This is a genomic window from Arthrobacter sp. sptzw42 (assembly GCF_059089685.1).
In genome coordinates this window covers 1-19,810 of record NZ_JBNHEX010000022.1, presented here as the reverse complement: position 1 = coordinate 19,810, position 19,810 = coordinate 1, and the positions used below count along the sequence as shown (strand labels likewise).

At 65.9% G+C, this 19,810-nt stretch carries 15 protein-coding genes and 1 rRNA gene; 6 read left to right on the top strand and 10 right to left on the bottom strand.

The window, feature by feature from the left end:
* Nucleotides 1–207: 207 nt before the first annotated feature.
* Both AC5RT4_RS17575 and AC5RT4_RS17570 read left to right on the top strand, forming a co-directional pair.
* Nucleotides 208–1,188 carry an ABC transporter substrate-binding protein gene (locus AC5RT4_RS17575; protein WP_494106598.1) on the top strand — a complete coding sequence of 327 codons (981 nt, stop codon included), beginning with the start codon at nt 208–210 and terminating at the stop codon, nt 1,186–1,188.
* Between the two features lie 143 nt (nt 1,189–1,331).
* Nucleotides 1,332–2,423: an LLM class flavin-dependent oxidoreductase gene (locus AC5RT4_RS17570; RefSeq protein ID WP_494106597.1), complete on the top strand. Its 1,092-nt coding sequence runs from the start codon at nt 1,332–1,334 to the stop codon at nt 2,421–2,423.
* Nucleotides 2,424–2,627: 204 nt separating this feature from the next.
* Here the strand turns inward: AC5RT4_RS17570 and AC5RT4_RS17565 are convergent, their stop codons facing one another.
* Genes AC5RT4_RS17565 through AC5RT4_RS17540 form a run of 6 tightly spaced genes read right to left on the bottom strand, consistent with a single transcriptional unit; the run spans nt 2,628 to nt 8,840 of the window.
* Entirely contained in the window at nt 2,628–4,001 is a 1,374-nt protein-coding gene (locus AC5RT4_RS17565) for an NtaA/DmoA family FMN-dependent monooxygenase (RefSeq protein WP_494106596.1), read from the bottom strand.
* A gap of 10 nt (nt 4,002–4,011) precedes the next feature.
* Nucleotides 4,012–5,103 carry an LLM class flavin-dependent oxidoreductase gene (locus tag AC5RT4_RS17560; protein ID WP_494106595.1) on the bottom strand — a complete coding sequence of 364 codons (1,092 nt, stop codon included), beginning with the start codon at nt 5,101–5,103 and terminating at the stop codon, nt 4,012–4,014.
* Entirely contained in the window at nt 5,100–5,921 is an 822-nt protein-coding gene (locus tag AC5RT4_RS17555; protein WP_494106594.1) for a DUF1684 domain-containing protein, read from the bottom strand. Before AC5RT4_RS17555 ends, AC5RT4_RS17560 begins: the two co-directional genes overlap by 4 nt.
* The gene (locus AC5RT4_RS17550) at nt 5,918–6,952 is read right to left on the bottom strand and encodes a transporter substrate-binding domain-containing protein (protein ID WP_494106593.1); all 1,035 of its coding nucleotides are present in this window, start codon (nt 6,950–6,952) and stop codon (nt 5,918–5,920) included. The genes AC5RT4_RS17555 and AC5RT4_RS17550 overlap by 4 nt, the downstream gene beginning before the upstream one ends.
* 11 nt (nt 6,953–6,963) lie before the next feature.
* Nucleotides 6,964–7,770, bottom strand: coding sequence for an amino acid ABC transporter ATP-binding protein (locus AC5RT4_RS17545; protein WP_494106592.1), 807 nt, complete (start codon nt 7,768–7,770; stop codon nt 6,964–6,966).
* Entirely contained in the window at nt 7,770–8,840 is a 1,071-nt protein-coding gene (locus tag AC5RT4_RS17540) for an amino acid ABC transporter permease (protein ID WP_494042409.1), read from the bottom strand. Before AC5RT4_RS17540 ends, AC5RT4_RS17545 begins: the two co-directional genes overlap by 1 nt.
* 260 nt (nt 8,841–9,100) lie before the next feature.
* Here AC5RT4_RS17540 and AC5RT4_RS17535 point away from each other — a divergent pair, with 260 nt between their 5' ends.
* From AC5RT4_RS17535 to AC5RT4_RS17520, 4 genes are all read left to right on the top strand, one after another.
* Nucleotides 9,101–11,083 carry an FAD/NAD(P)-binding protein gene (locus AC5RT4_RS17535; protein WP_494106591.1) on the top strand — a complete coding sequence of 661 codons (1,983 nt, stop codon included), beginning with the start codon at nt 9,101–9,103 and terminating at the stop codon, nt 11,081–11,083.
* A 135-nt stretch (nt 11,084–11,218) separates the two neighbouring features.
* The gene (locus AC5RT4_RS17530; RefSeq protein WP_494042477.1) at nt 11,219–11,689 is read left to right on the top strand and encodes a GNAT family N-acetyltransferase; all 471 of its coding nucleotides are present in this window, start codon (nt 11,219–11,221) and stop codon (nt 11,687–11,689) included.
* Nucleotides 11,690–11,736: 47 nt separating this feature from the next.
* Nucleotides 11,737–13,458, top strand: coding sequence for a helicase HerA-like domain-containing protein (locus AC5RT4_RS17525; RefSeq protein ID WP_494106590.1), 1,722 nt, complete (start codon nt 11,737–11,739; stop codon nt 13,456–13,458).
* Between the two features lie 70 nt (nt 13,459–13,528).
* On the top strand, nt 13,529–14,521 hold the full coding sequence (locus AC5RT4_RS17520) for a hypothetical protein (RefSeq protein ID WP_494106589.1): 993 nt from the start codon (nt 13,529–13,531) through the stop codon (nt 14,519–14,521).
* 109 nt (nt 14,522–14,630) lie between these two features.
* Here AC5RT4_RS17520 and AC5RT4_RS17515 read toward each other — a convergent pair whose 3' ends face one another.
* From AC5RT4_RS17515 to rrf, 4 genes are all read right to left on the bottom strand, one after another.
* Complete coding sequence (locus tag AC5RT4_RS17515; protein WP_494106588.1) at nt 14,631–16,640, bottom strand: NHL domain-containing thioredoxin family protein; 2,010 nt, start codon at nt 16,638–16,640, stop codon at nt 14,631–14,633.
* On the bottom strand, nt 16,637–18,793 hold the full coding sequence (locus AC5RT4_RS17510; protein WP_494106587.1) for a bifunctional copper resistance protein CopD/cytochrome c oxidase assembly protein: 2,157 nt from the start codon (nt 18,791–18,793) through the stop codon (nt 16,637–16,639). Before AC5RT4_RS17510 ends, AC5RT4_RS17515 begins: the two co-directional genes overlap by 4 nt.
* 118 nt (nt 18,794–18,911) lie before the next feature.
* Nucleotides 18,912–19,199, bottom strand: coding sequence for an HU family DNA-binding protein (locus AC5RT4_RS17505; protein ID WP_104045996.1), 288 nt, complete (start codon nt 19,197–19,199; stop codon nt 18,912–18,914).
* A 515-nt stretch (nt 19,200–19,714) separates the two neighbouring features.
* A 5S ribosomal RNA gene (rrf, locus tag AC5RT4_RS17500) occupies nt 19,715–19,810 on the bottom strand; the annotation flags it as partial.

Below are 19,810 nucleotides of genomic sequence, written 5' to 3'. Positions count from 1 at the left end.
CCGTGTGCCCGCCCGGCAGGCCCACGGGCTGGATCCGCTGGACGCGGCAACGGCAGGAATGGCGCGGGCCACCCGGAACCGCATCCTTCAGTTCACTTCCTGTATCTCCGGGTTGCGAAGCCCTTTGATTCCCCTGCGCGGGCTGACGGATAGTGGCTGCAACGAGCACAGTCCGTTGCATCCACCACGTACCTCCAAGGAGGAAAAATGGCCATCAAAAAGGCGAAACACGCTACCGTTGCAGCCGTCACCATCACCGCGTTGCTGGGGCTCGCTGCCTGCGCAGACCCCGGCGTGACGGCGGCGACAGCACCGTCGTCGTCCTCCGCCACGGCGGCGGGGAAGTCTTTCAACCTGTCCCCCGAGCAGGACCGTTTCAAGGTGGAGGTTGACCCCGCTGCCGCCGCGCTGGTCCCCGAGGCCATCAAGGCCGACGGCAAGCTCACTGTGGTGAGCACCGGCGGCACGGCACCGTTGAGCCTTTTTGCCACTGACAACAAAACGCTCATCGGCAGTGAAGTGGACATCGCCTACGCAGTGGGCGAGACACTGGGGCTGGAGGTCGAGGCCCTTCCGGTGGCGTGGGCCGACTGGCCGCTGGGCGTCGAATCCGGCAAGTACGAGGCCGTGCTCTCCAACGTGACCGTTACCGAAGCCCGTAAAGAGAAGTTCGACTTCGCCACCTACCGCAACGATCTTCTGGGCTTCTACGCCAAGAGCGATTCGGACATCGGCGAGATCAAGGAAGCCAAGGACGTGGCCGGCAAGCGCATCATCGTGGGCTCCGGCACCAACCAGGAAGCCATCCTGGTGCGCTGGGACGAGGAGAACAAAAAGAACGGCCTGAAGCCGGTGGAGTTCCAGTATTACGACGACGACTCCGCCTCCACGCTGGCCCTTCAGTCCGGCCGCGCAGACCTCACGTTCGGCCCCAACGCCGGTGCTGCCTACAAGGCCGCCCAGGACGGCAAGAGCAAGCAGGTGGGCACGCTCAACGGCGGCTGGCCGTTGACGGCCGAGATTGCCTTCACCACCAAAAAGGACAACGGCCTGGCTGTCGCTGCCCAGGCTGCCCTGAACGAGCTGATTGAGAACGGCACCTACGCCAGGATCCTGGAGCGCTGGGGATTGTCTTCGGAAGCCATCCAGAAGTCCGAACTGAACCCGGCAGGGCTGCCCAAGACGTAACACCCTGCCGATGAGTGAGTCCCCGCCTTGCTTCAGCGAGGCGGGGACTCGTCACTTTTGCTTTCCCGCCATTCGTCAGGAGGACCGGCAGGTCCGGGCGCCTATTCTGGGAAGCAGCCACACCCCAACGCTGAAGGAGTCCCATGCCCCAGCCCACACGTCCCCTGCGCAAGCTTGGATTCCTCACGATTGGCCTGTTCGATCCGGCTGATCCCGCACCCGGCCACCAGTCCACGCTGGAGATTATCGAACTGGGTGAGCGGCTTGGATTCGACAGCGCCTGGCTGCGCCACCGCCACCTGCAGTTCGGAATTTCCTCCCCGATTGCGGTGATGGCAGCCGCCAGCCAGCGCACTTCCCGCATTGAGCTTGGAACCGCTGTTACGCCGCTGGGCTGGGAAAACCCATTGCGGCTTGCCGAGGATCTGGCCACCGTGGATCTGCTTTCAGGGGGACGAATCAATCCGGGGCTGAGTGTAGGTGAACCTATGCACTACGCCACCGTGAAGCACGAGTTGTACCCGCATTCCTCGGAGCTGGAGGACTTCAGCTACTCGCGCGTGGAGCGGCTTGCACGCTTGGTGGCAGGGCAGCCCGTGCGGGACTTTTCCGGCCGGCAGGGCGTGGTGGAGGAATTTTCCAACCGCGTCGAGCCCCACTCTCCCGGACTCCGGGACCGGCTTTGGTATGGGGCGGGCAGCAGGAAGTCGGCCGTCTGGGCGGGGGCAAACGGCTTTAACCTGCTCTCCAGCAGCGTGATCTTCCCCGAACCGGACCAGGAACCGGACTTTGCCAACATTCAGCAATCGCAGATCCGTGCCTACCGGGAGGCCGCAGCGTCTGCGCAAGCCCATGGACCGGCCCGCGTGTCGCAGGGCCTGGTGGTGATCCCCACCGATTCGGCATCAGCCGGCCAGCGGGCAAAGTACCAGAGGTACGTCGATGAACGCACTCCCCGCACCCGGACACCGCAGGGGCCAAAAGGCATGCTGTTTGCACCGGACCTCATCGGCACCAGCGAAGAAATTGCCGAGCAACTGTACGCGCACGCCGGGTTCCAGGAAGTCGACGAGGTGGCATTCGCACTGCCCTTTAGCTTTGACCAGGAAGATTACGTCCAGATCCTCACCGACATCGCCGGCAAATTGGGCCCTGCCCTGGGATGGACTCCTGCCGACGGCGGCCAAGACCAGTTGGAGGCCGGGGCCGGCGGGACCACGGTATTTCCGATGTGAGCCTGAAGGCTGTGCCGCGCGGAGCAGGGGTCCCCTTCGCCCCGCCAGGAGGCTCTGGCTGAACTCATGCGGCGGAGGCCTAAGCATCCTAGAGCCGCTGTTCCCAAACCGTCAACTGCAACCTGATACTCCCCGGCGAAGGGTCGACGACGGCGCTCTCCCCAGCGTCTTCGCCGGCCCTTCCCATAAAACCAGCCGGGTCCATCAGACGCCCACCGCGGCAGCATTTTCAGTGGCCGAACGGACCGGGGCCTCGAGCCCCAGGTTCTCCCGCAGGGTGCTGCCTTTGTACTCCGTGGGGTAGACGCCGCGTGCCTGCAGTTCCGGCACCAGGTGGTTCACGACGTCGTCCAGGCCGGTGGGAATCAGCCACGGCGAAATGTTGAAGCCGTCCACCGCGCCCACCCGCGCGTACTCGGCCAACTGGTCCGCCACCGCGGAGTACGAACCCGTGAAGGTGGCGTCGACCCGTGCCGTCCTGGACGTGACGAACTGCCGGATGGAGAGGCCCTTGTCCTTGGCCTCTGCCCGCCACTGGTCCGCCAGCTGGCGGGCCTTGGCGCCGTGGAAACCGCTGCCGCGGGTTTCGGAGGTTTCCTCCACCACCGGATCGATCTCCGGAAGCGGCCCGTCAGGATCACATTCGGACAGCTCGCGGCCCCAGAACTGTTCCAGGTAGGCCACTGCCTGCTGAGGGCCGATCTGCAGGCTGCGCACCCATTCCTTCTTCTCCAAAGCCTCTTCAGCCGTGGGTGCCAGGATGAATTCACTGGCCGGCATAATCTGCACGGCATTGGCACCGCGGCCCGCCTTCAGTGAACGGGCCACGAGGTCCTTGCGGAACTCGACCGCGGCTTCGAACTTCGGGTGGGCCGAAAAGATGACGTCCGCCTGGCGGGCAGCGAAATCGCGGCCTTCCGCCGAATCACCTGCCTGGAACAGCACGGGCCGGTACTGTGCGCTTCGCGGCAGCCGGGGTGTCACATCCACGGTGTAGTGCGGGCCTTCGTGAAGGACCCGGCGGGCGGGCCCCTGTGCGGTTTCCCACGAATCCCAGATCCGTTTGGCCGTCTCCACGAATGCTTCCGCGTGTTTGTACCGGTCGGCGTGGTCCAGGTAGCCCCCGCGCCGGAAGTTGGCACCGGTCCAGGCGTTGTCCGTGGTCACGATGTTCCAGGCGGCCCGGCCACCGGAGATCAGGTCCAGGGATGAGAGCCGGTGCGCCAGGTCCGCCGGATCGTTGTACGTGGTGTTCTGGGTGGCCACCAGGCCGATGTTCCTGGTGACCGATGCCAGGGCGGCAAGCATGGTCTGGGCATCCGGCCGGCCCACAACATCCAGGGCGTGCGGCCGGCCCAGGTGTTCGCGCAGGCGGAGCCCCTCCCCCAGGAAGAACGCAGCAAACAGTCCGCGCTCGGCTGTTTGCGCAATCCGGCGGAACGATTCGAAGTCGGTCTGCGAGCCGGATTCCGGCGCCTTCCAGACGGTGCCGGAGTTGACGCCCTGGAAGAAGACGCCGAACTGGATCCTGCCGGACGGCGTAAATGTTCCGGATTTAGCACTGCTGTGCTGTGTCATGGTCTTCCCCTTAGTTCCCGGCGGCAGCGGCCGCGGACGATTTTGCAAAACGCCTGTCCGGGCGCGCTAATCCCAGCAGGTCGCGGAAGGTGCCGTCCTGAACCGGGGGCCGCAGCGCCCCGCGGCGCCTTAGTTCCGGCAGAACCAGCCGTGAAAGCTCGTCCAGTTCGATGGCGAGCGACGCCGGGTGGAGGCGGACGCCGTCGGCCTCCTTAAGAAGCTGCTCAAGAAGGTCCGTCAGGCCGGCGGCATTGCCGGCGAAGCGTGCGCGGCCGCTGTTACTGACCGGTGCGCGCCCGGCAGCTGCCTGCCCCCGGGACTCGAGGACGACGTCGAGCCCGGCAATCACTGCCACCGATGCTCCCAGCCGGCTTCGGAGGTCCCGGATTTCTGCGGTGAGCAGTTCGGGTGTCGGCGCTGTGACCAGCACGGCGTCAACGGAGTCCGCCGGGACCTGCCCCCCGCCTACGAGCGACGCCGCAGCGAGCACCGGCAGCTGGCCCTGGAGCGGCCTGGGAATGATGGACGGGCCCTTGACCGAGTAGGCACGGCCGGCAAACTCCGCCGGCGTTTCAAAATCTGCGTAGTGGAGTTTGTCCACGTCGATGTAGCGGCCGGTCTCAACATCGCGGATGACGGCGTCGTCTTCCCAGGAGTCCCACAAACGGCGGGACACCTCAATTGACGCGGCGGCTTCCTGGGCAAGGGCGGCACCGCTGACGTTGCTGCGTCCAACGGCGGCGGCCGCTTCCGGTGATTCGGCAGCGGTGGCGATCCACCCGGCACGTCCGCCGGAGACGTAGTCAAGGGTGGCGAGCTGGGTGGAGACGTGGAACGGCTCGGTGTAGACGGTGTCCACCTCGGGAACCAGGGCGATGGTCCGGGTGACGGGCCCGGCGTAGGCGGCGCGTTGCAGGGCGTTGGTGCGGCCCGGCGCCGGTTCGTCGGCGAACGTGGCCACGTGGAAGCCTGCCGATTCTGCGGCCAGCACCGCCTCGGCGAGGCTCGCGAAGTCCCCGCCGTTCCAGCCGGCGCTGTCCAGCTCGATCGCCAGGAACCCGGCACGTCCCACGTGGGTGGCGTTTCCTTCTGTTGTGCTCACAGCTGGTCCTGACGTTCGTAGGGGGTCTTTTCGCCGGCTTCGATGGCCACCGGCAGCCGGTTTTCGGCAGGCGGGAGTGGGCAGGTAGCGAGGTCGGTGTAGGCGCAGGGCAGGTTGACAGCCCGGTTGAAGTCCAGCTCTACTGACCCATCTGCCGCAGGGGCCACCGACAGTGAACGGTTGGCGGCATAGGTGGTCCTGCCGGAGGTCTGGTCAGTGAACAGCACCAGGAGCGAACCGGGCGTGTGTCCGTTGAAGGCCGTCAGTGTCAGCTCCTGGCCTGCCAGCTTGAAGCGGATCTCGCCGGGCGCCTCGTAAACGTGCTGGATGCCTTCGACGGCGGCACCCACCGTGGTGGGGCGGGGAGCCTCGAAGGGAACGAACGTCCCGGGGACCGCGAAGTCCGGGGTGGGCGTGTACACGGGTGTGCCCTGGTACCCGCGCAGCAAAGCGTTCTCCGGGTTCCTGGGGCGCACAATGTACTCACCGCCGCGCTTGGCCAGCTCGATGACAGAGTCCCCGGACGTGAGGTTCAGGCCGCCGCGCTCGGCGATGGGGCCAATGACCGTTTCCCCTGCCGGCAGGGGTTGCCGTTCCAGTTCCAGGAGCTCGCCGGGCTCCAAGACCACCGTAACAACGTCGTTGGCGGCGCTCCAGGTTCCGGGTACACCGTCCAGGTCGGCAGGCTCGGAGCCCAGCCAGTGCAGGTGTGTGACGGCGAGGAAGCCATGGGGGTGGGCGCGGTGGCGTTCATGGGCGGCGTGCCACTCCGCCCAGTCAGTGGTGAAGGACTCAAGGGTGCCGGCGGAAGTGGTCATTTGCCTTGTCCTGTCTGGCTGGCCGAAAAGTTTTCTTCGTTGATGGTTTTGGACTCGGGGAGCGCTTCTTCGGAAAGGCCCCAGCGCTCGAGCACTTTGCCATAGGACCCATCCTCGATCGCGGAGTTCAGTGCCTCGGTGACCACCGGCGCCAGGCCGTTGCCCCTGAGCGTGGTGGCAGCCACGAGGGTTTCGGACGGCCAGCCGGCGTTGACTTTGCCCACCACCTTCAGGTCATCCCGGGTGTTTTGCCGGTACACGGTGGACGGGCAGGGTGCGATGTTCAGATCGGTGCGTCCGGAGGACAGCGCCAGGATGGTGTCGGCGTCCGAGGAGTAGTACTGCAAGGTGGCCGGGGGCTTGCCTTTGCCTTCAAGCTCCTTGTTCCATGCGAGCAGGATCTTCTCCTGGTTCGTTCCGGACCCCACCGATACCTTCAGTCCGGAAATGTCGTCCGCCCCCTTGACGTCATAGGTGGCCGACTTTTTCGCTTCAAAGCCCATGAAGGCGGCACGGTAGGAGGCGAAATCGAACAGCTTCACCCGGTCCTTGTTGACGCCCACGTTGGAGAACACGGCCTCGAAGTCGCCGGACTGCGTCTTCAGCGGCCAGTTTTCCCAGGACGTGACCTGGACATCGAGTTCCAGGCCCAGCTTGTCCGCCACGAGCTGCGCGATGTCCAGCTCGGAACCGATCGGAGTCTTGTCATCCGTTGCATGGAAGGACAGCGGGATGGACCCGGCAGTGGTGGCGATGGTCAGCTTGCCGTCCTTGCCGATCAGTTCGGGAACTTTGGCGGCGAGCGCCGCGTCCTTCTCTGCGCGGATGCGCTGTTGGTCAGGAGCGGTGTTGTAGACCACGCCGTTGCGGGCCGTCGTCGTTTCGGCCCCGCCGCCGGCGGAACCTGCGGCTGATGCGCCGGGATCAGCGCACCCGGCGAGCGCAGCAGTTCCAAGAAGTACGACGGCGGGCAGTGCGGCCAGGGTGCCGGCACGGCCGAAGCGGCGGGAAGGGTGTGTGGCAAGTGACATGGGGAAGTCCTTTAGATGTTGAAAGCCGGTTCGAGCACTTTGGAGAAGAAGCTGCGGGTGCGCGGTTCCTGCGGGTTGGTGAAAATTTGTTCCGGGCTGCCCTGTTCCACGATCTGCCCCTCGTCCATGAACACCACGGTGTCCGCTACGTCGCGGGCAAAGCCCATTTCGTGCGTGACGATGATCAGGGTGGTGCCGGATTTCGCGAGTTCACGGATGACATCCAGCACTTCGTTGACCAGCTCCGGGTCCAGGGCGGAGGTGGGTTCGTCAAACAGCAGGATTTTGGGGTCCAGGGCAAGGGCCCGGGCGATGGCCACCCGCTGCTGCTGGCCGCCGGAGAGCTGGCGGGGGTAGGCGCCGGCGCGGTCCTTGAGCCCCACCCGGTCCAGCAGCTCCAGACCGCGCCGCTGCGCCTCTTCCTTTGTACGTCCTTGCGCCACGACGGGTGCTTCGGCCACGTTTTCGAGTGCGGTGAGGTGCGGGAACAGGTTGAAGTTCTGGAACACCATGCCAATTTCGGTGCGCTGTTTCAGGATCTCCTTCTCGTGCAGCTCAAGCAGCCGCTGCCCTCGGAACTCGTAGCCCACCAGCCTGCCGTCGATGGAGATGAAGCCGCCGTCCACCTTTTCCAGGTGGTTGATGGTGCGCAACAGCGTGGACTTGCCCGATCCGGAAGGACCCACGATCACGGCGACACCGCCCGGCTCAACGGTGAGGCAGACGCCCTTGAGGACCTCGGTGGCGCCAAAGGATTTACGGACTTGGGTGATTTCCACCAGGCCTCGGGTGGCGTCGGCGGTTGCAGCGGTGGTCATCAAAGGCTCCTTGCCCGGTTGTTGGCCACGGCGTGGGTGGCGAAGAATTTGCGGGCCTTCTGCAGGGGCGTCAGCGGCAGGTTGCGCACAGCGCCCTTGGAGTAGTGCCGTTCGATGTAGTACTGGAAAACGCTGAGCACGGACGTGATCACCACGTACCAGAGGGTTGCCACCAGCAGCAGCGGGAGGACCTGCTGGGTGCGGTTGTAAATAACCTGCACGGTGTAGAACAGCTCGGAGTAGGCCAGGACGTACACGATGGAGGTGCCCTTGACCAGGCCGATGATCTCGTTGAATGCGGTAGGCAGGATGGCCCGCATGGCCTGGGGCAGGACAATGCGCGTGGACCTTCGCCAGGCCGGGATGCCCAGGGCGGCAGCGGCTTCCAGCTGGCCCTGGTCCACGGAGAGGATGCCGCCGCGGATGATTTCGGCGGAGTACGCTGCCTGGTTCAGGGTCAAACCCAGCACTGCTGCCGCGAACTGGCTGATCAGCGTGGTGGTCTGCACCTCAAAGAACCGGACGTCGGTGAAGGGGATGCCCAGGCTGATCTTTTCGTACAGGTAGCCCAGGTTGTACCAGAGCAGCATCTGGACCAGAAGCGGGGTGGACCGGAAGATCCATGAGAACGTCCAGGACACGGAGACCAGCAGCGGCGAGGCGGACAGCCGCATCAGCGCCAGGATGAAGCCCAGCACGAAGCCGAGGACGCCGGAGATCGCGGTCAGCTTCAGTGTCTCGATCAGCCCGCTGATGACGGACTGGGCGGTGAACCACTGCGCTACTACACCCCACTCCCAGCGGGGGTTGGTGGCAAGGGACCAGGCCACCGCGAGGACACCCAGGGCCACCACGGCGGTGCCCACCCAGCGCCACGGATGCTTGGCGGCCACCACCCGGTACGCCGAATAGTCGGTGGCCACCCGGGGCGCCCCGGCTTCCGGCGGGACCCCGCCCGCCCCGGAAGCAGCCGGCGCTGCAGCAATGGCATCCGGCGCCGGCCCGGCAGCCTGCTGTGCTGACTCTGCCGGCTGTGCTGACTGCGCCACCTTCGTTGCTGCTGAACTCATGCGCCACCCCGCTTCCATGGTTGGGCCGGAGCTGGTTGCCCCGGTTGCTGGCTGCAAATCTAGGTCTGGCCCGAAGCAGGCAGCAAGGCGGCAGGTTGCATAACTTCACCGGAGTTCGCACAGCGTCATGCGTCGGTTTTTTGCCTCTTTTGACGGGATGTGACGCGCAGTTAACGGGCGTGACCGGCTGCTCGACCGCCGTCGGAAACGCTGCCTAGCATGGCACTCCAGCCACCCCTACTGCCGCCACAGGAGCACCCATGCCAGCGCACATCCCGGCCGTCGTCTTCGTGGGCGGCGGACCCCGCACGGCCGGCGTCCTTGAACGGTTGGCCGCAAACCGTCCGGAGCTCTTCAGTGACGCGATGGAGATACACGTCGTGGAGCCGCATGTGCCCGGTTCCGGCCGTATCTGGCGCTACGACCAGCATCCGGGCCTCTTGCTGAATTCCACCGCGGCGGATATCACCATGTTCACGGACGCGTCCGTAGCCTGCGAAGGGCCGGCCGGCCCAGGACCAAGCCTGGCCGAATGGGCGGCGGGCGTGGTGGACGGGTCCATCACCGATGTTCCGGACTTTCCGCAGACCCTGCGGGAGCAGCTCCGGTCCCTCACCGGCGCCTCGTTCCCCACCCGCCAGCTGCAAAGCCAGTACCTGGAGTGGTTCTTCCGCCGCGCAGCCAGGTCCCTCGGCCGGGACGTCACAGTCCACCGGACCACGGCTGTAGCGGTCAGGCGAATAGGCTACAAAGCTTCCCCCGCCGATCCCGCCCCCGGCACCGTGGCCACGGGCAAGCACCTCGTCGAACTGGCGAATGGCCGGACGCTGCAGGCCGACATAGTGGTCACCGCGCTGGGCCACACCGATTCCCGTCCCGATGCCGCCTCCGAGGCCTGGGCCGACTTCGCCCGGCGGCACGGCGGCTTTCATGCGGCACCCAGTTACACCACCGACGTCGACTATTCCCCCATCGCTCCGGGGCAGGACGTCATCGTATCCGGCATGGGCCTTGCCTTCGTCGACCTCCTGGTCCTTCTAATAGAGGGCCGCGGTGGACGGTTCGTTAAAACTCCCGACGGCGGTCTGCAGTACCGTGCGTCGGGCAGGGAACCGAAGCTGTGGGCAGGTTCGCGGCGGGGAGTGCCGTACCACTCCAAAATTTCCGCAACGCTCCGGGGGGACGCGCCCGGGCCGCTGCTCTTCCTGACCGCTGCGGCGGTGGCTGCCCTGCTGGAACGGCGAGGGGAGCTCGATTTCCGCCGGGACCTGTGGCCCCTGATCGCCAAGGAGGCCGGCTACGGCTACTACCGGGAACTGCTAACCGGCAACCCCGGCCTGGCCACCATGGCCTGGGAAGAGTTCGCGGCCCGCTACTCGGACCTGGACTGGTACAGCCCCGCCCATGAAGAACTTGTGGCTGCAGCCATACCTGACTCCGCCCTCCACCTCGACCTCGAGCGGCTGGACCGGCCCTTCACCGGCCGCCGCTTCGCCGGGCACCAGGACGTGCAGGACGCGGTGGTGGAGTACATCGAGCATGATCTCGCCCTCCGGGACAGCCCCGACCACCCGGAAACCCTCGCCCTTTTCCTGGCATTGCTGCACGTGTACATGGAAGTGGGGCGGGTGGTTCCGCCGGAACGGCTCAACGCCCGCTCCCAGCAGGTGGTCCACGGCTGGTGGCACGGGTTCTTCAGCTTCGTGGATTCCGGACCGCCGCCCCACCGCCTCCGCCAGATGCTGGCACTGCACCGCGCCGGGCTCCTGCGGTTCCTCGGCCCGGACCTCCAAGTGGAAGCGGAGGAATCCACTGGCCTGTTCCATGCCGGCTCTCCACGGTCCGGGACCTTCGTTGCGGCGAAGGCATTAATCGAAGCCCGCCTCCCCTCCCCCACCGTGGCCCGCTCACTCAACCCGGTACTCGGTTCCTTGCACCGGACAGGCCTCGGCGCGGAACAGCAGCTGCTGACCGCCGACGGGATCCACTCCACAGGCAAGCTGCTCATCTCCAGCCGGCACGAACTGGTGAGCGCTGAGGGGACGCCGCAGCCTACGCTTTTCGGTGTGGGCCCCGGCACCTCCGGGTGGGGCGCGGGTGCCTTTGCCCGTCCCGGCACCAACGCCGCGCCGTTCCGCGAAAATGATGCTTTGGCCCGGAACATTCTCACTGCCGTCCGTGGCACCGCCGCACGGACCTCCGCCGTGATCTCCACAGAACCAGCCGCCGTCGGAAAGAACTGAACCGTGACCGCAGAAACCGGCCTCGTCCGCCAGCCCCTTGGTGCTGCCTCCCAGCCAGCCGATGCTGACCGCCAGCCCCTTGGTGCTGTCCGCCGGCCACTGGACGCGGCCGCGCTGACAGTCCTCAATCTCCCCATGCACGATCCGCGCGTCCGGCCACTGCTGGACGAACTCGCCGTCGAATACGACACCCGCTATGGGGACCTTTTCGGCAGGAGCGCGGCGGCGGAGGAACTGAACCGCTACCCGGCTGATGAATTCGAGGGACCGGGCGGTGCGCTCCTGGTGGTCCAGGAAAACGGCGAATCCATCGCGGGCGGCGCCTTCCGCCGCTACGACGCCAACACCGCCGAGCTCAAACGGATCTGGACCCACTCGGGCCACCGCCGCCGCGGACTGGCAAAACTGGTGATGGCCGAGCTGGAAACCCTGGCCGTCCGCCGCGGGTACACCAGGCTCTACCTCACTACCGGTCCCCGCCAGCCGGAGGCAAAGCACCTGTACCTCACCACCGGCTACCAGCCCCAGTTCGACCTGGACGCCGACCCGGAGACGCTGAAGTTCCTGGCGTTCACCAAAGAGCTGTCAAAGCTTCCGCCGAACTGACGTTTCGCACCCCACGTGCCGGGCGTGGCCGCCGCTAAGCTAGCGGCATGGCCAACAAAACCACAGCAGAGAAGCTTGCCACCATTCAGAAGGGGTACACGCTGGACGGGCCCGCCATCGAACTGGGGGCAGCGATCGTGGACGGTGAAGTCCACAAGGAGGCGCAGGTACGCCTGCCGCTGGCAATGATGAACCGGCACGGCCTGGTGACAGGAGCCACCGGCACCGGCAAAACCGTCACGCTGCACATGATGGCCGAACAGCTCTCCGCCGCCGGTGTTCCGGTCTTCCTGGCTGATATCAAGGGCGATCTCTCCGGCCTGGCCACTGCAGCCGCCGAAAGCGAAAAACTCCTTGCCCGGACCGAAGGCATCGGCCAGGCGTGGCAGGGCAGGACGTTCCCCGTCGAGTTCCTGGCATTGGGCGGGGAAGGCAACGGCGTCCCGGTCAGGGCCACTGTCACGTCGTTTGGCCCCATCCTGCTCTCGCGGATCATGGAGCTGAACGACACGCAGGAATCCAGCCTGCAGCTCGTGTTCTATTTTGCCGATAAAAACGGCCTGGAGCTCATTGACCTGAAGGATCTCCGCGCGGTCATCCAATTCCTGACTTCCGCCGAGGGCAAGGACCAGCTCGCGGAGCTGGGCGGGTTGTCCAAGGCGACCGCGGGCGTGATCCTCCGCGAGCTGGTGAGCCTCGAGGCCCAGGGGCTGGAGAGGTTCTTCGGTGAACCGGAGTTCGATACCGCTGAGCTGCTGCGGACTGCCCCGGACGGTCGTGGAGTGGTGACATGCCTGGAACTGCCCGCCCTGCAGACCAAGCCCATGCTGTTTTCCACCTTCCTGATGTGGCTGCTGGCCGACCTGTTCGAGGACCTGCCCGAGGCCGGCGACCTGGACAAACCCAAACTGGTGTTCTTCCTTGACGAGGCGCATCTGCTCTTCAACGACGCTTCCAAGGCATTTCTTGAGGCCATCACCACCACTGTGCGGCTCATCCGTTCCAAGGGCGTCGGGATTTTCTTCGTCACCCAGACCCCCAAAGACGTGCCGGCCGAAGTCCTCGGCCAGCTCGCCAACCGGGTGCAGCATGCCCTCCGCGCGTTCACTCCGGAGGATGCGAAGGCGCTCAAAGCGACTGTATCCACGTTCCCCATGAGCGACTACAACCTCGAAGAGACGCTCACGTCGGCCGGAATCGGTGAGGCGGTGGTCACCGTGATGAACGAGAACGGCGCACCCACGCCCGTGGCCCTTACCCGGCTGCGCGCCCCGGAATCCGTGATGGGGCCAAGCGAGGAGGCCCTGGTCCGCAGCACCGTGGCCGGATCAGCGCTGCTGGGCAAGTATGGAACAGCGGTGGACAACCCCTCCGCCTACGAGAAGCTGTCGGGCAAAGCTGCCGCTGCCACCGGCCCCGCCGCCGAGGGCCAACCGCCTGTTCCCGGCGGTGGCGGTGAGCGTAATGGCGGCCCGGGCAGCGAAACCCCCAACGGTTACGACGTCGACGCCGAGGCACGGCGGATTGAAGAGGAAATTCTGGGCCGGCCAAGCAGCAGGCCCGCTCGCACCGGGCAAAGGCGCACCCGCATTGAAGCACCGCGGACCACCCGCCAGGAGCCGGAGGATGGAGGGATGGGTGACCTCGGGGGCATCCTTGGCGGGGCCCTGGGCGGCGGGCTGAAGAGCATGGCCCGGTCCATGGGAACCCAGCTGGGCCGCGAACTGCTCCGCGGCGTGTTCGGCACGTCGTCCCGGCGCCGCCGCTGACCAGGCGCCGCAGTGCGCTGACTCAACTGCCGCCGTCGGGCGCAGGGCAGGTAACGTATGGAACGTGCAGATGAGTCAAGCGTTGGTGAGGATAGCAGCCGGATGGCTGCTGGGCCTCATGCTTGCTGTGGCCGCCGCTATCGTTGCCGTCAACCTCGTGAACAACACCGTGGCCAGCCCCCAGCAGCCGGTCCGGGAGTATCTGGACGCGCTGCAGAGCGGCGACGGCGGCAAGGCGCTGGGACTCCTCCGGGCAACAGTGCCGCCCAGCAACGCTGCCATGCTCGACGGCACTGCCCTGCAGACCGCCACGTCCCGCTTTACGAACGTCAACATCGGAGACGCCGAGGAGCGCCCGGGCGGCCAGGTGATGGTGCCGATGGAATACACCATCGACGGCAGCCGGCTGCGCACGGAGTTCGCGCTGCAGAAGGCTGGAACCGACTGGATCTTTTTCAACAACTGGGCCTTTGTTCCGTCCCGGCTGCCCACCGTTGATGTCACGGTGGTCAATTCAAGCGAGGCCACCGTGAACGGCGTGGACGTCAACATGCCCAACGGCCGGAACTCCTTCGCCGTTTTCTACCCCGGCGAATACGAGGCCACGGTGAACGGCGAATACTTCTCTGCGCCCCCAACCCGTGCCACCGTAACCGCCCGTGACGTCCCGGTGGCGCCACTGAACCTGCTGACGCAGGCCACTGACGGCCTGAAGACGGACGTGGCGGCCAAGGTTCGGGAATTCCTGGACGGCTGCGCGGCCCAGGCCGTCCAGGAGCAAAAGCTCCAGCCCGACTGCCCCTTCTACTACGCCAGCAACAACCGGGTCCAGGACGGCAGCATCAAATGGACCGTGACCGAATATCCCAACGTGGCCATCGAGCCCTTTGACGGGCGCTGGGTTGTGGCGCCCCTTGACGGCAAGGCCAAGGTGGAGGCGCTCCAGCAGAACCTGTTCACCGGCGCCTGGTACCCGCTGGATGAGGAAGTGGACTTCAGCTTCACTACCCGCCTGGACGTCGCCGGGGACACTATCAAGGTCACGCCGCTGCTCAGCTTCTAGGCCAGGCTCTGAAGCGGCCAGCCGCTACGTGCCGGACGTCATAAGGCTGCCGCCTGTGACGGGTGTGTCACTGGCGGCAGCCTATCTTTTTCTCTACGACGGCGGCGCGTCAGTCCATGCCGCGCAGGTCCAGCACCAGCTCGGTGTCCCCGTCGCTTTGCAGCAGTACAGGGATGCCCCAGTCCTGCTGGTAAAGGTGGCAGGCTGCATGGTCAGGGATCTCGCCGTCCTCCGTTTCCGGACCGTCACAGGCCGCGGCACGGGCGGTGATGTGCAGGACGCCTTCGGGCACGTCTGCGGACAGCTCAAGGGTCCGGAGCAGCCCCACGGACGTTCCTCCGCCGGACACCAGAAGCTCGGGCGGAGTGGAAGAAATTTTCAGTTGCGTGGGATCGCCCCAGCGGTCATCCAGCTTCTGCCCGGTGGGGGCGGTGAAACGGACCGTCAGCTCCAGCGAACCGGGTGCAACAGGGCTCTTGGGCCGATGGGTCTGGGACGCGCCCTCATCCACCTGCTGGGCTTCCTTAGGGATGGGGACGTACACCAGCTGGTGCTGGTTTGCCTCCACCACCACCAGCAGCGGCTCGGAACCTGCCGACTGCGTGTGGTCCACAATGACGTCCGAGGGCTCGAGCAGTCCGCGCGCCAGCGTGGTGACCGTTCCCGCAGCGGGGTCGTAGCGGCGGACGGCGCCGTTATAGGTATCGGCGATGGCCACTGAACCGTCCGGCAGCACCGTGACGCCGAGCGGATGCTGGAGCCGGGCTTCAACGGCAGCACCGTCCCGGAAGCCGAAGTCGAACAGGCCCTTGCCGACAGCGGACTCCACGGTGATGGCGCCGTCGTCGTCGATAACGAGCTTGCGGAGGGCGGACGTCTCGGAGTCGGCAACCCAGATGTTGCCGGCCGCGTCCTCGGCCAGGCCGGAGGGCTGGGCGAACCAGGCCTCGTGGGCCGGGCCGTCCAGCAGGCCTTCCAGGCCATTGCCGGCGGCGATGGCCACGGCACCGGTCAGCGGGTCGAAGCTGAAGATCTGGTGCGTTCCGGCCATGGCGATCACCACGGCGTTAAGCTTGCTGGACCAGACCAGGTCCCATGGCGAGCTCAGGGAGACCTCCAGCGGGTGTTCGCTGAGCCGGCCGGTGAATCCGGCGGCATCCTCGTCCACGCGGGCAGGGCCGGTTTCGAGCAGGCGCTGGATGCCGTTGCCGGCGAGGGTGGTCACCTTCCCGTCCTCGAGCGAAAGGCCGCGGAGCCTGTGGTTCACGGAGTCTGCAATTACGACGTCGTAACCTGCCTTGGCGGCCACGTCTTCAGGCAACAGGACCAGGCCCTGGGGCTCGTTGAACTGGGCCGTGGCAGTGTCGCCGGCGGCGGGTCCGTCAGCAAAGCCTTTGGTGCCGGAGCCGTAGGTGCCCAGAACGGTGTGGAAGTCGGTGCCCAGTTCAACCAGGCGGTGATGGCCTGTGTCGGTGACCAGCCAGGAACCCTGCACTGCGGCGCCTGCCGCGGCACCGCCGTCGGACGTTTCCCGCGACTCAGCCGAACCGCGCCCGGCGGGCAGGAAGAGCGCCTTGCCGGGGAAGCGGAGCGTGCCGGAGGTGGGCTCAGGGGCCACGTAGGGGCCGGAGCCGCGGTGCAGCGTCCCCTTGGCCTCGTGTTCGGCAATGAGCTCGGGGATCAGGACCGCGAGTCCGTCGGCGTGGCCTTCACCGGAGAGGTGCGCAACGATGTAGCCCTCGGGGTCGATGACCACCAGGGTGGGCCAGGCCCGCGCCGTGTAGGCCTTCCAGGTATCCAGCTCGGGATCGTCCAGGACGGGGTGGTGGATCTCGTAACGTTCGACGGCCGCGGCCAGCGCCACGGGGTCCGCCTCGTGCTCGAATTTGGGCGAGTGGACACCCACCGTGACCAGGACGTCGGAGTACTGTTCCTCCAGCGGCCGCAGCTCGTCCAGGACGTGAAGGCAGTTGATGCAGCAGAAGGTCCAGAAGTCCAGCAGTACGATTTTGCCGCGAAGGGCTTCGAGGTCCAGCGACTTGCCGCCGGTGTTCAACCAGTTACGGCCCACCAGTTCGGAGGCCCGGACCCGGAGGTGGGTGCGTACGGTTTCGCTCATGAGCGTCCTTCCAGCTTGTTTCGTTCAGCCAGCTTGGCGTCGCGTTCAGCCAATTTGGCAAACATATCGTTGTAAGCGGTGAGATCGGCGTCGTTATTCCTGTCCGCCGCCCGGTCCACGCGTTTGGTCTCCCGCTGGTCGGACCGGGACCACATGATGGCCACGCCGATGGCCACCAGAAGGGTGGGCACTTCGCCGATGCCCCAAGCCACGGCGCCGCCGGTCTGCTGGTCCAGCAGCGCCGACTGCCCCCAGGCACGGCCGAGGTTGCCGAAATAGTCGGCGGCCAGCAGGTTGGTTCCGCCCATAATGGCCACGCCGAAGAAGGCGTGGAAGCCCATGGTGGCCAGGAGCAGCAGCAACCGCATGGGGTACGGCGCCCGGCGCGGCAGCGGGTCGGAGCCAATCATGCTCAGGACGAAGATGTACCCGGTGAGCAGGAAGTGCACGATCATCAGTTCGTGGCCCACGTGCTCACGCATTGCGAACCCGAACAGGTCGGAGTAGTAGAACAGCACGATTGAACCGGCGAAGTTGGCGGCCGCGAAAAGCGGGTGCGTGACCACCTGCGAGAACTTGGAGTGCACGAACACCAGCAGCCATTCCCTGGGGCCGCGCGAACCGTCTCCGCGGGGAGGCAGGGCGCGCAGGGCGAGGGTCACGGGGGCGCCGAGGACCAGGAAGATGGGGGCCACCATGGTGAGTGCCATATGGTCCACCATGTGCGCGGAAAACAGGACACGGCCGTAGACCGACGGCGGGCCCGAGGTGATATAGGTGAGCACCAGCAGGCCGATCACCCAGTTCACGGACCGGAACCACTGCCACCTGTCGCCCCGGCCGTTGATCCTGGCTACGCCCATGAAGTAGGAAACCAGCCCGAACAACGCCACTGCTATCCACAGCCAGTCCAGCCGCCACTCTGTGAGCCAGCGGACAGGCGTCAGCTCCGGCGGAAGTTCGTAGCCGGTGAGGATGAAAGCGGGTGAGGCGTCGGGTGCATACGTGGTGGACTGCGGAGGGGCAGATCGGCCCAGGGCCACGGCCACACCGGAAGTGGCCCCCATGACCAGGAATTCAGCCAGGACCAGCTGCCAGAGGACCCTCCGCGAGGACATGGTGGAGCCCTTGCGGCTCAGCTGCGGAATCACCCATTGGCGGTGCATAAGGCCCACTCCACCCAGTACCAGCGTCGCGGCGGACTTGGCCAGGATCAGCTGGCCGTAAGAGGAGCCGAAGAGGTCACCCCAATTGGTAATCCGAATGCTTGCATTGATGACACCGGAGGCGAAGACCAGCACGAAGGCGAAGCCCGCCAGCGAGGAGAACCTTCTAAGTGTCGCCTCGGTAATGTCGCCCGCAGCGCCCGCTTTGGGACCGGTCAGGATTCCGGAAAGGAGCGCCAGCATGATGATGCCACCCACCCAGGTACTGACACCCACCAGGTGAAGGCCAAGGGAGTTGATGGCTCCTTCGTGGTCGGAGGAACTCGAGGAGTGCCCGATCAGGGCCGTGGGCACCAGACCGATGAGTGCCAGGATCAGGGTCAGGGCCAGCCCGCCCAGGGACCGGACGCCGAACAGGGCAGTGGTCACCACGGCGGCAATGATGGTGACGGCTAGCCAGGCCCGCCCCGTCTCAATGTCGGTCATGAAGTAGACCAGCGCCTGGGTGAATTCGGCGTCGCCTGAAATGCCCTGGCCGGCTACATCGGAATAGGTAAGCACCAGGACGGCAATGGCGGACAAGGTCCAGACGGCGCCGGCAACGGCTGCAACTGCAAGGGCGCGGGTGAAGGCGGGATGCTCTGCGTCTCCTGCGTCTGCCGCACGCTCCCGGCTGCGGAGCCCCAGGCTCCTGGGCAGGATGCCTACGGCGAAGATGAGGCCGCCGATGGCCGTAGCCACCGCCGCGTTGTGGACGGCCTTGCTGACGGGCAGGCCCCAGCGGACCAGGGCGCCTGGATCTGAGACCTCACGGGCAGCGGCCGCGCCGGAAAAGACGAGTGCCGCGACAAGTCCGAGGAAGAGTGCCGCCAGTCCTGCCAGCTGCCACGCCTTTGAGACGCCGAGGGCGCCGCCGGCTTGCCCAGAGGCTCCCCTATCGGGAGCTGTCTGGGTTGCTGTGGTTTGGGGTTTTGCGGCAGAAGGCACTTATCCATTGTCCGCTACCCTTGCCCGGGCCGCGAATCGGCTTAGAAGCCCAAAAGGGGCGGCAACCGGTGGTTGCCGCCCCTGGTCCACCCCGGTGTGATCCCGGGAGGAAGAAGCTCTACTTCTTGTTGGAGACCGCAGCCTTCAGCTTGGAGCCGGCGGTCAGCTTGACGCTGTGGCCGGCGGCGATCTGGATGGTCTCACCGGTCTGCGGGTTGCGGCCCGTGCGTGCTGCGCGGTCAGTGCGCTCGACGGCGAGCCAGCCCGGAATGGTGATCTTCTCGCCGGCGGCAACGGAAGTCTCGAAAACCTCGAACAGTGCGTCGAGGACGGAGTTGACGGCTGCCTGGCTGGTGCCGGCCTTGCCTGCTACCTCTGAAACAAGTTCACTACGGTTCTTAGCCATTGATGTCCTCCTGGACGGTCATGATTTTCTGGAGCCTGCACGCGGCGTGCGTACAAGCCACTGTTCGAAAACTTACCAGCTTGGGCCGTCCTGGTCCGCAAATTCCCCGTGTTTCCGCGACTTTTTGAGGTTAATCACCAGATTCTTGAGGGTTTTGAAGCTTTCCCGGCATCAAGCGCAGACCCTGCGGGGCTTCCCGAGGTCCCACCTCGTGTCCGCCTCTAGGTGCCGCCGGGCCGCCTGGAGCGCGGCGTGTTTTCTGCAGCCTTCCCGGCGACGCTCTCTCACTTCCTGCAGCCTTCCGGGCAACGCTCTCTCAGTTCCTGCAGCCTTCCGGGCGACCCTCTCGCAGTTCCTGCAGCGTCCCGGGCGACGCTTCCTTAGTTGCGGCGGGGCGGACCTTGTCGCCGGGGGCTGGCATGAGGTGTGGTGCCGGGTGCCGGTGCTCGCCGGGGTGTGGTGGTTAAAGCAGTGGGGCCCTGACGTCGTTTGTCAGGGCCCTACTGGTAATTTATGTCCGGCGGTGACCTACTCTCCCACACCCTCCCGGGTGCAGTACCATCGGCGCTGTGGGTCTTAGCTTCCGGGTTCGGAATGGGACCGGGCGTTTC

Excerpts from the sequence above, each read along its gene's own strand:
- AC5RT4_RS17575 (WP_494106598.1), top strand. The coding sequence starts at position 208 with ATGGCCATCAAAAAGGCGAAACACGCTACCGTTGCAGCCGTCACCATC.
- AC5RT4_RS17570 (WP_494106597.1), top strand. The coding sequence starts at position 1,332 with ATGCCCCAGCCCACACGTCCCCTGCGCAAGCTTGGATTCCTCACGATT.
- AC5RT4_RS17565 (WP_494106596.1), bottom strand. The coding sequence starts at position 4,001 with ATGACACAGCACAGCAGTGCTAAATCCGGAACATTTACGCCGTCCGGC.
- AC5RT4_RS17555 (WP_494106594.1), bottom strand. The coding sequence starts at position 5,921 with ATGACCACTTCCGCCGGCACCCTTGAGTCCTTCACCACTGACTGGGCG.
- AC5RT4_RS17550 (WP_494106593.1), bottom strand. The coding sequence starts at position 6,952 with ATGTCACTTGCCACACACCCTTCCCGCCGCTTCGGCCGTGCCGGCACC.
- AC5RT4_RS17545 (WP_494106592.1), bottom strand. The coding sequence starts at position 7,770 with ATGACCACCGCTGCAACCGCCGACGCCACCCGAGGCCTGGTGGAAATC.
- AC5RT4_RS17540 (WP_494042409.1), bottom strand. The coding sequence starts at position 8,840 with ATGAGTTCAGCAGCAACGAAGGTGGCGCAGTCAGCACAGCCGGCAGAG.
- AC5RT4_RS17535 (WP_494106591.1), top strand. The coding sequence starts at position 9,101 with ATGCCAGCGCACATCCCGGCCGTCGTCTTCGTGGGCGGCGGACCCCGC.
- AC5RT4_RS17530 (WP_494042477.1), top strand. The coding sequence starts at position 11,219 with ATGCACGATCCGCGCGTCCGGCCACTGCTGGACGAACTCGCCGTCGAA.
- AC5RT4_RS17525 (WP_494106590.1), top strand. The coding sequence starts at position 11,737 with ATGGCCAACAAAACCACAGCAGAGAAGCTTGCCACCATTCAGAAGGGG.
- AC5RT4_RS17520 (WP_494106589.1), top strand. The coding sequence starts at position 13,529 with ATGAGTCAAGCGTTGGTGAGGATAGCAGCCGGATGGCTGCTGGGCCTC.
- AC5RT4_RS17515 (WP_494106588.1), bottom strand. The coding sequence starts at position 16,640 with ATGAGCGAAACCGTACGCACCCACCTCCGGGTCCGGGCCTCCGAACTG.
- AC5RT4_RS17505 (WP_104045996.1), bottom strand. The coding sequence starts at position 19,199 with ATGGCTAAGAACCGTAGTGAACTTGTTTCAGAGGTAGCAGGCAAGGCC.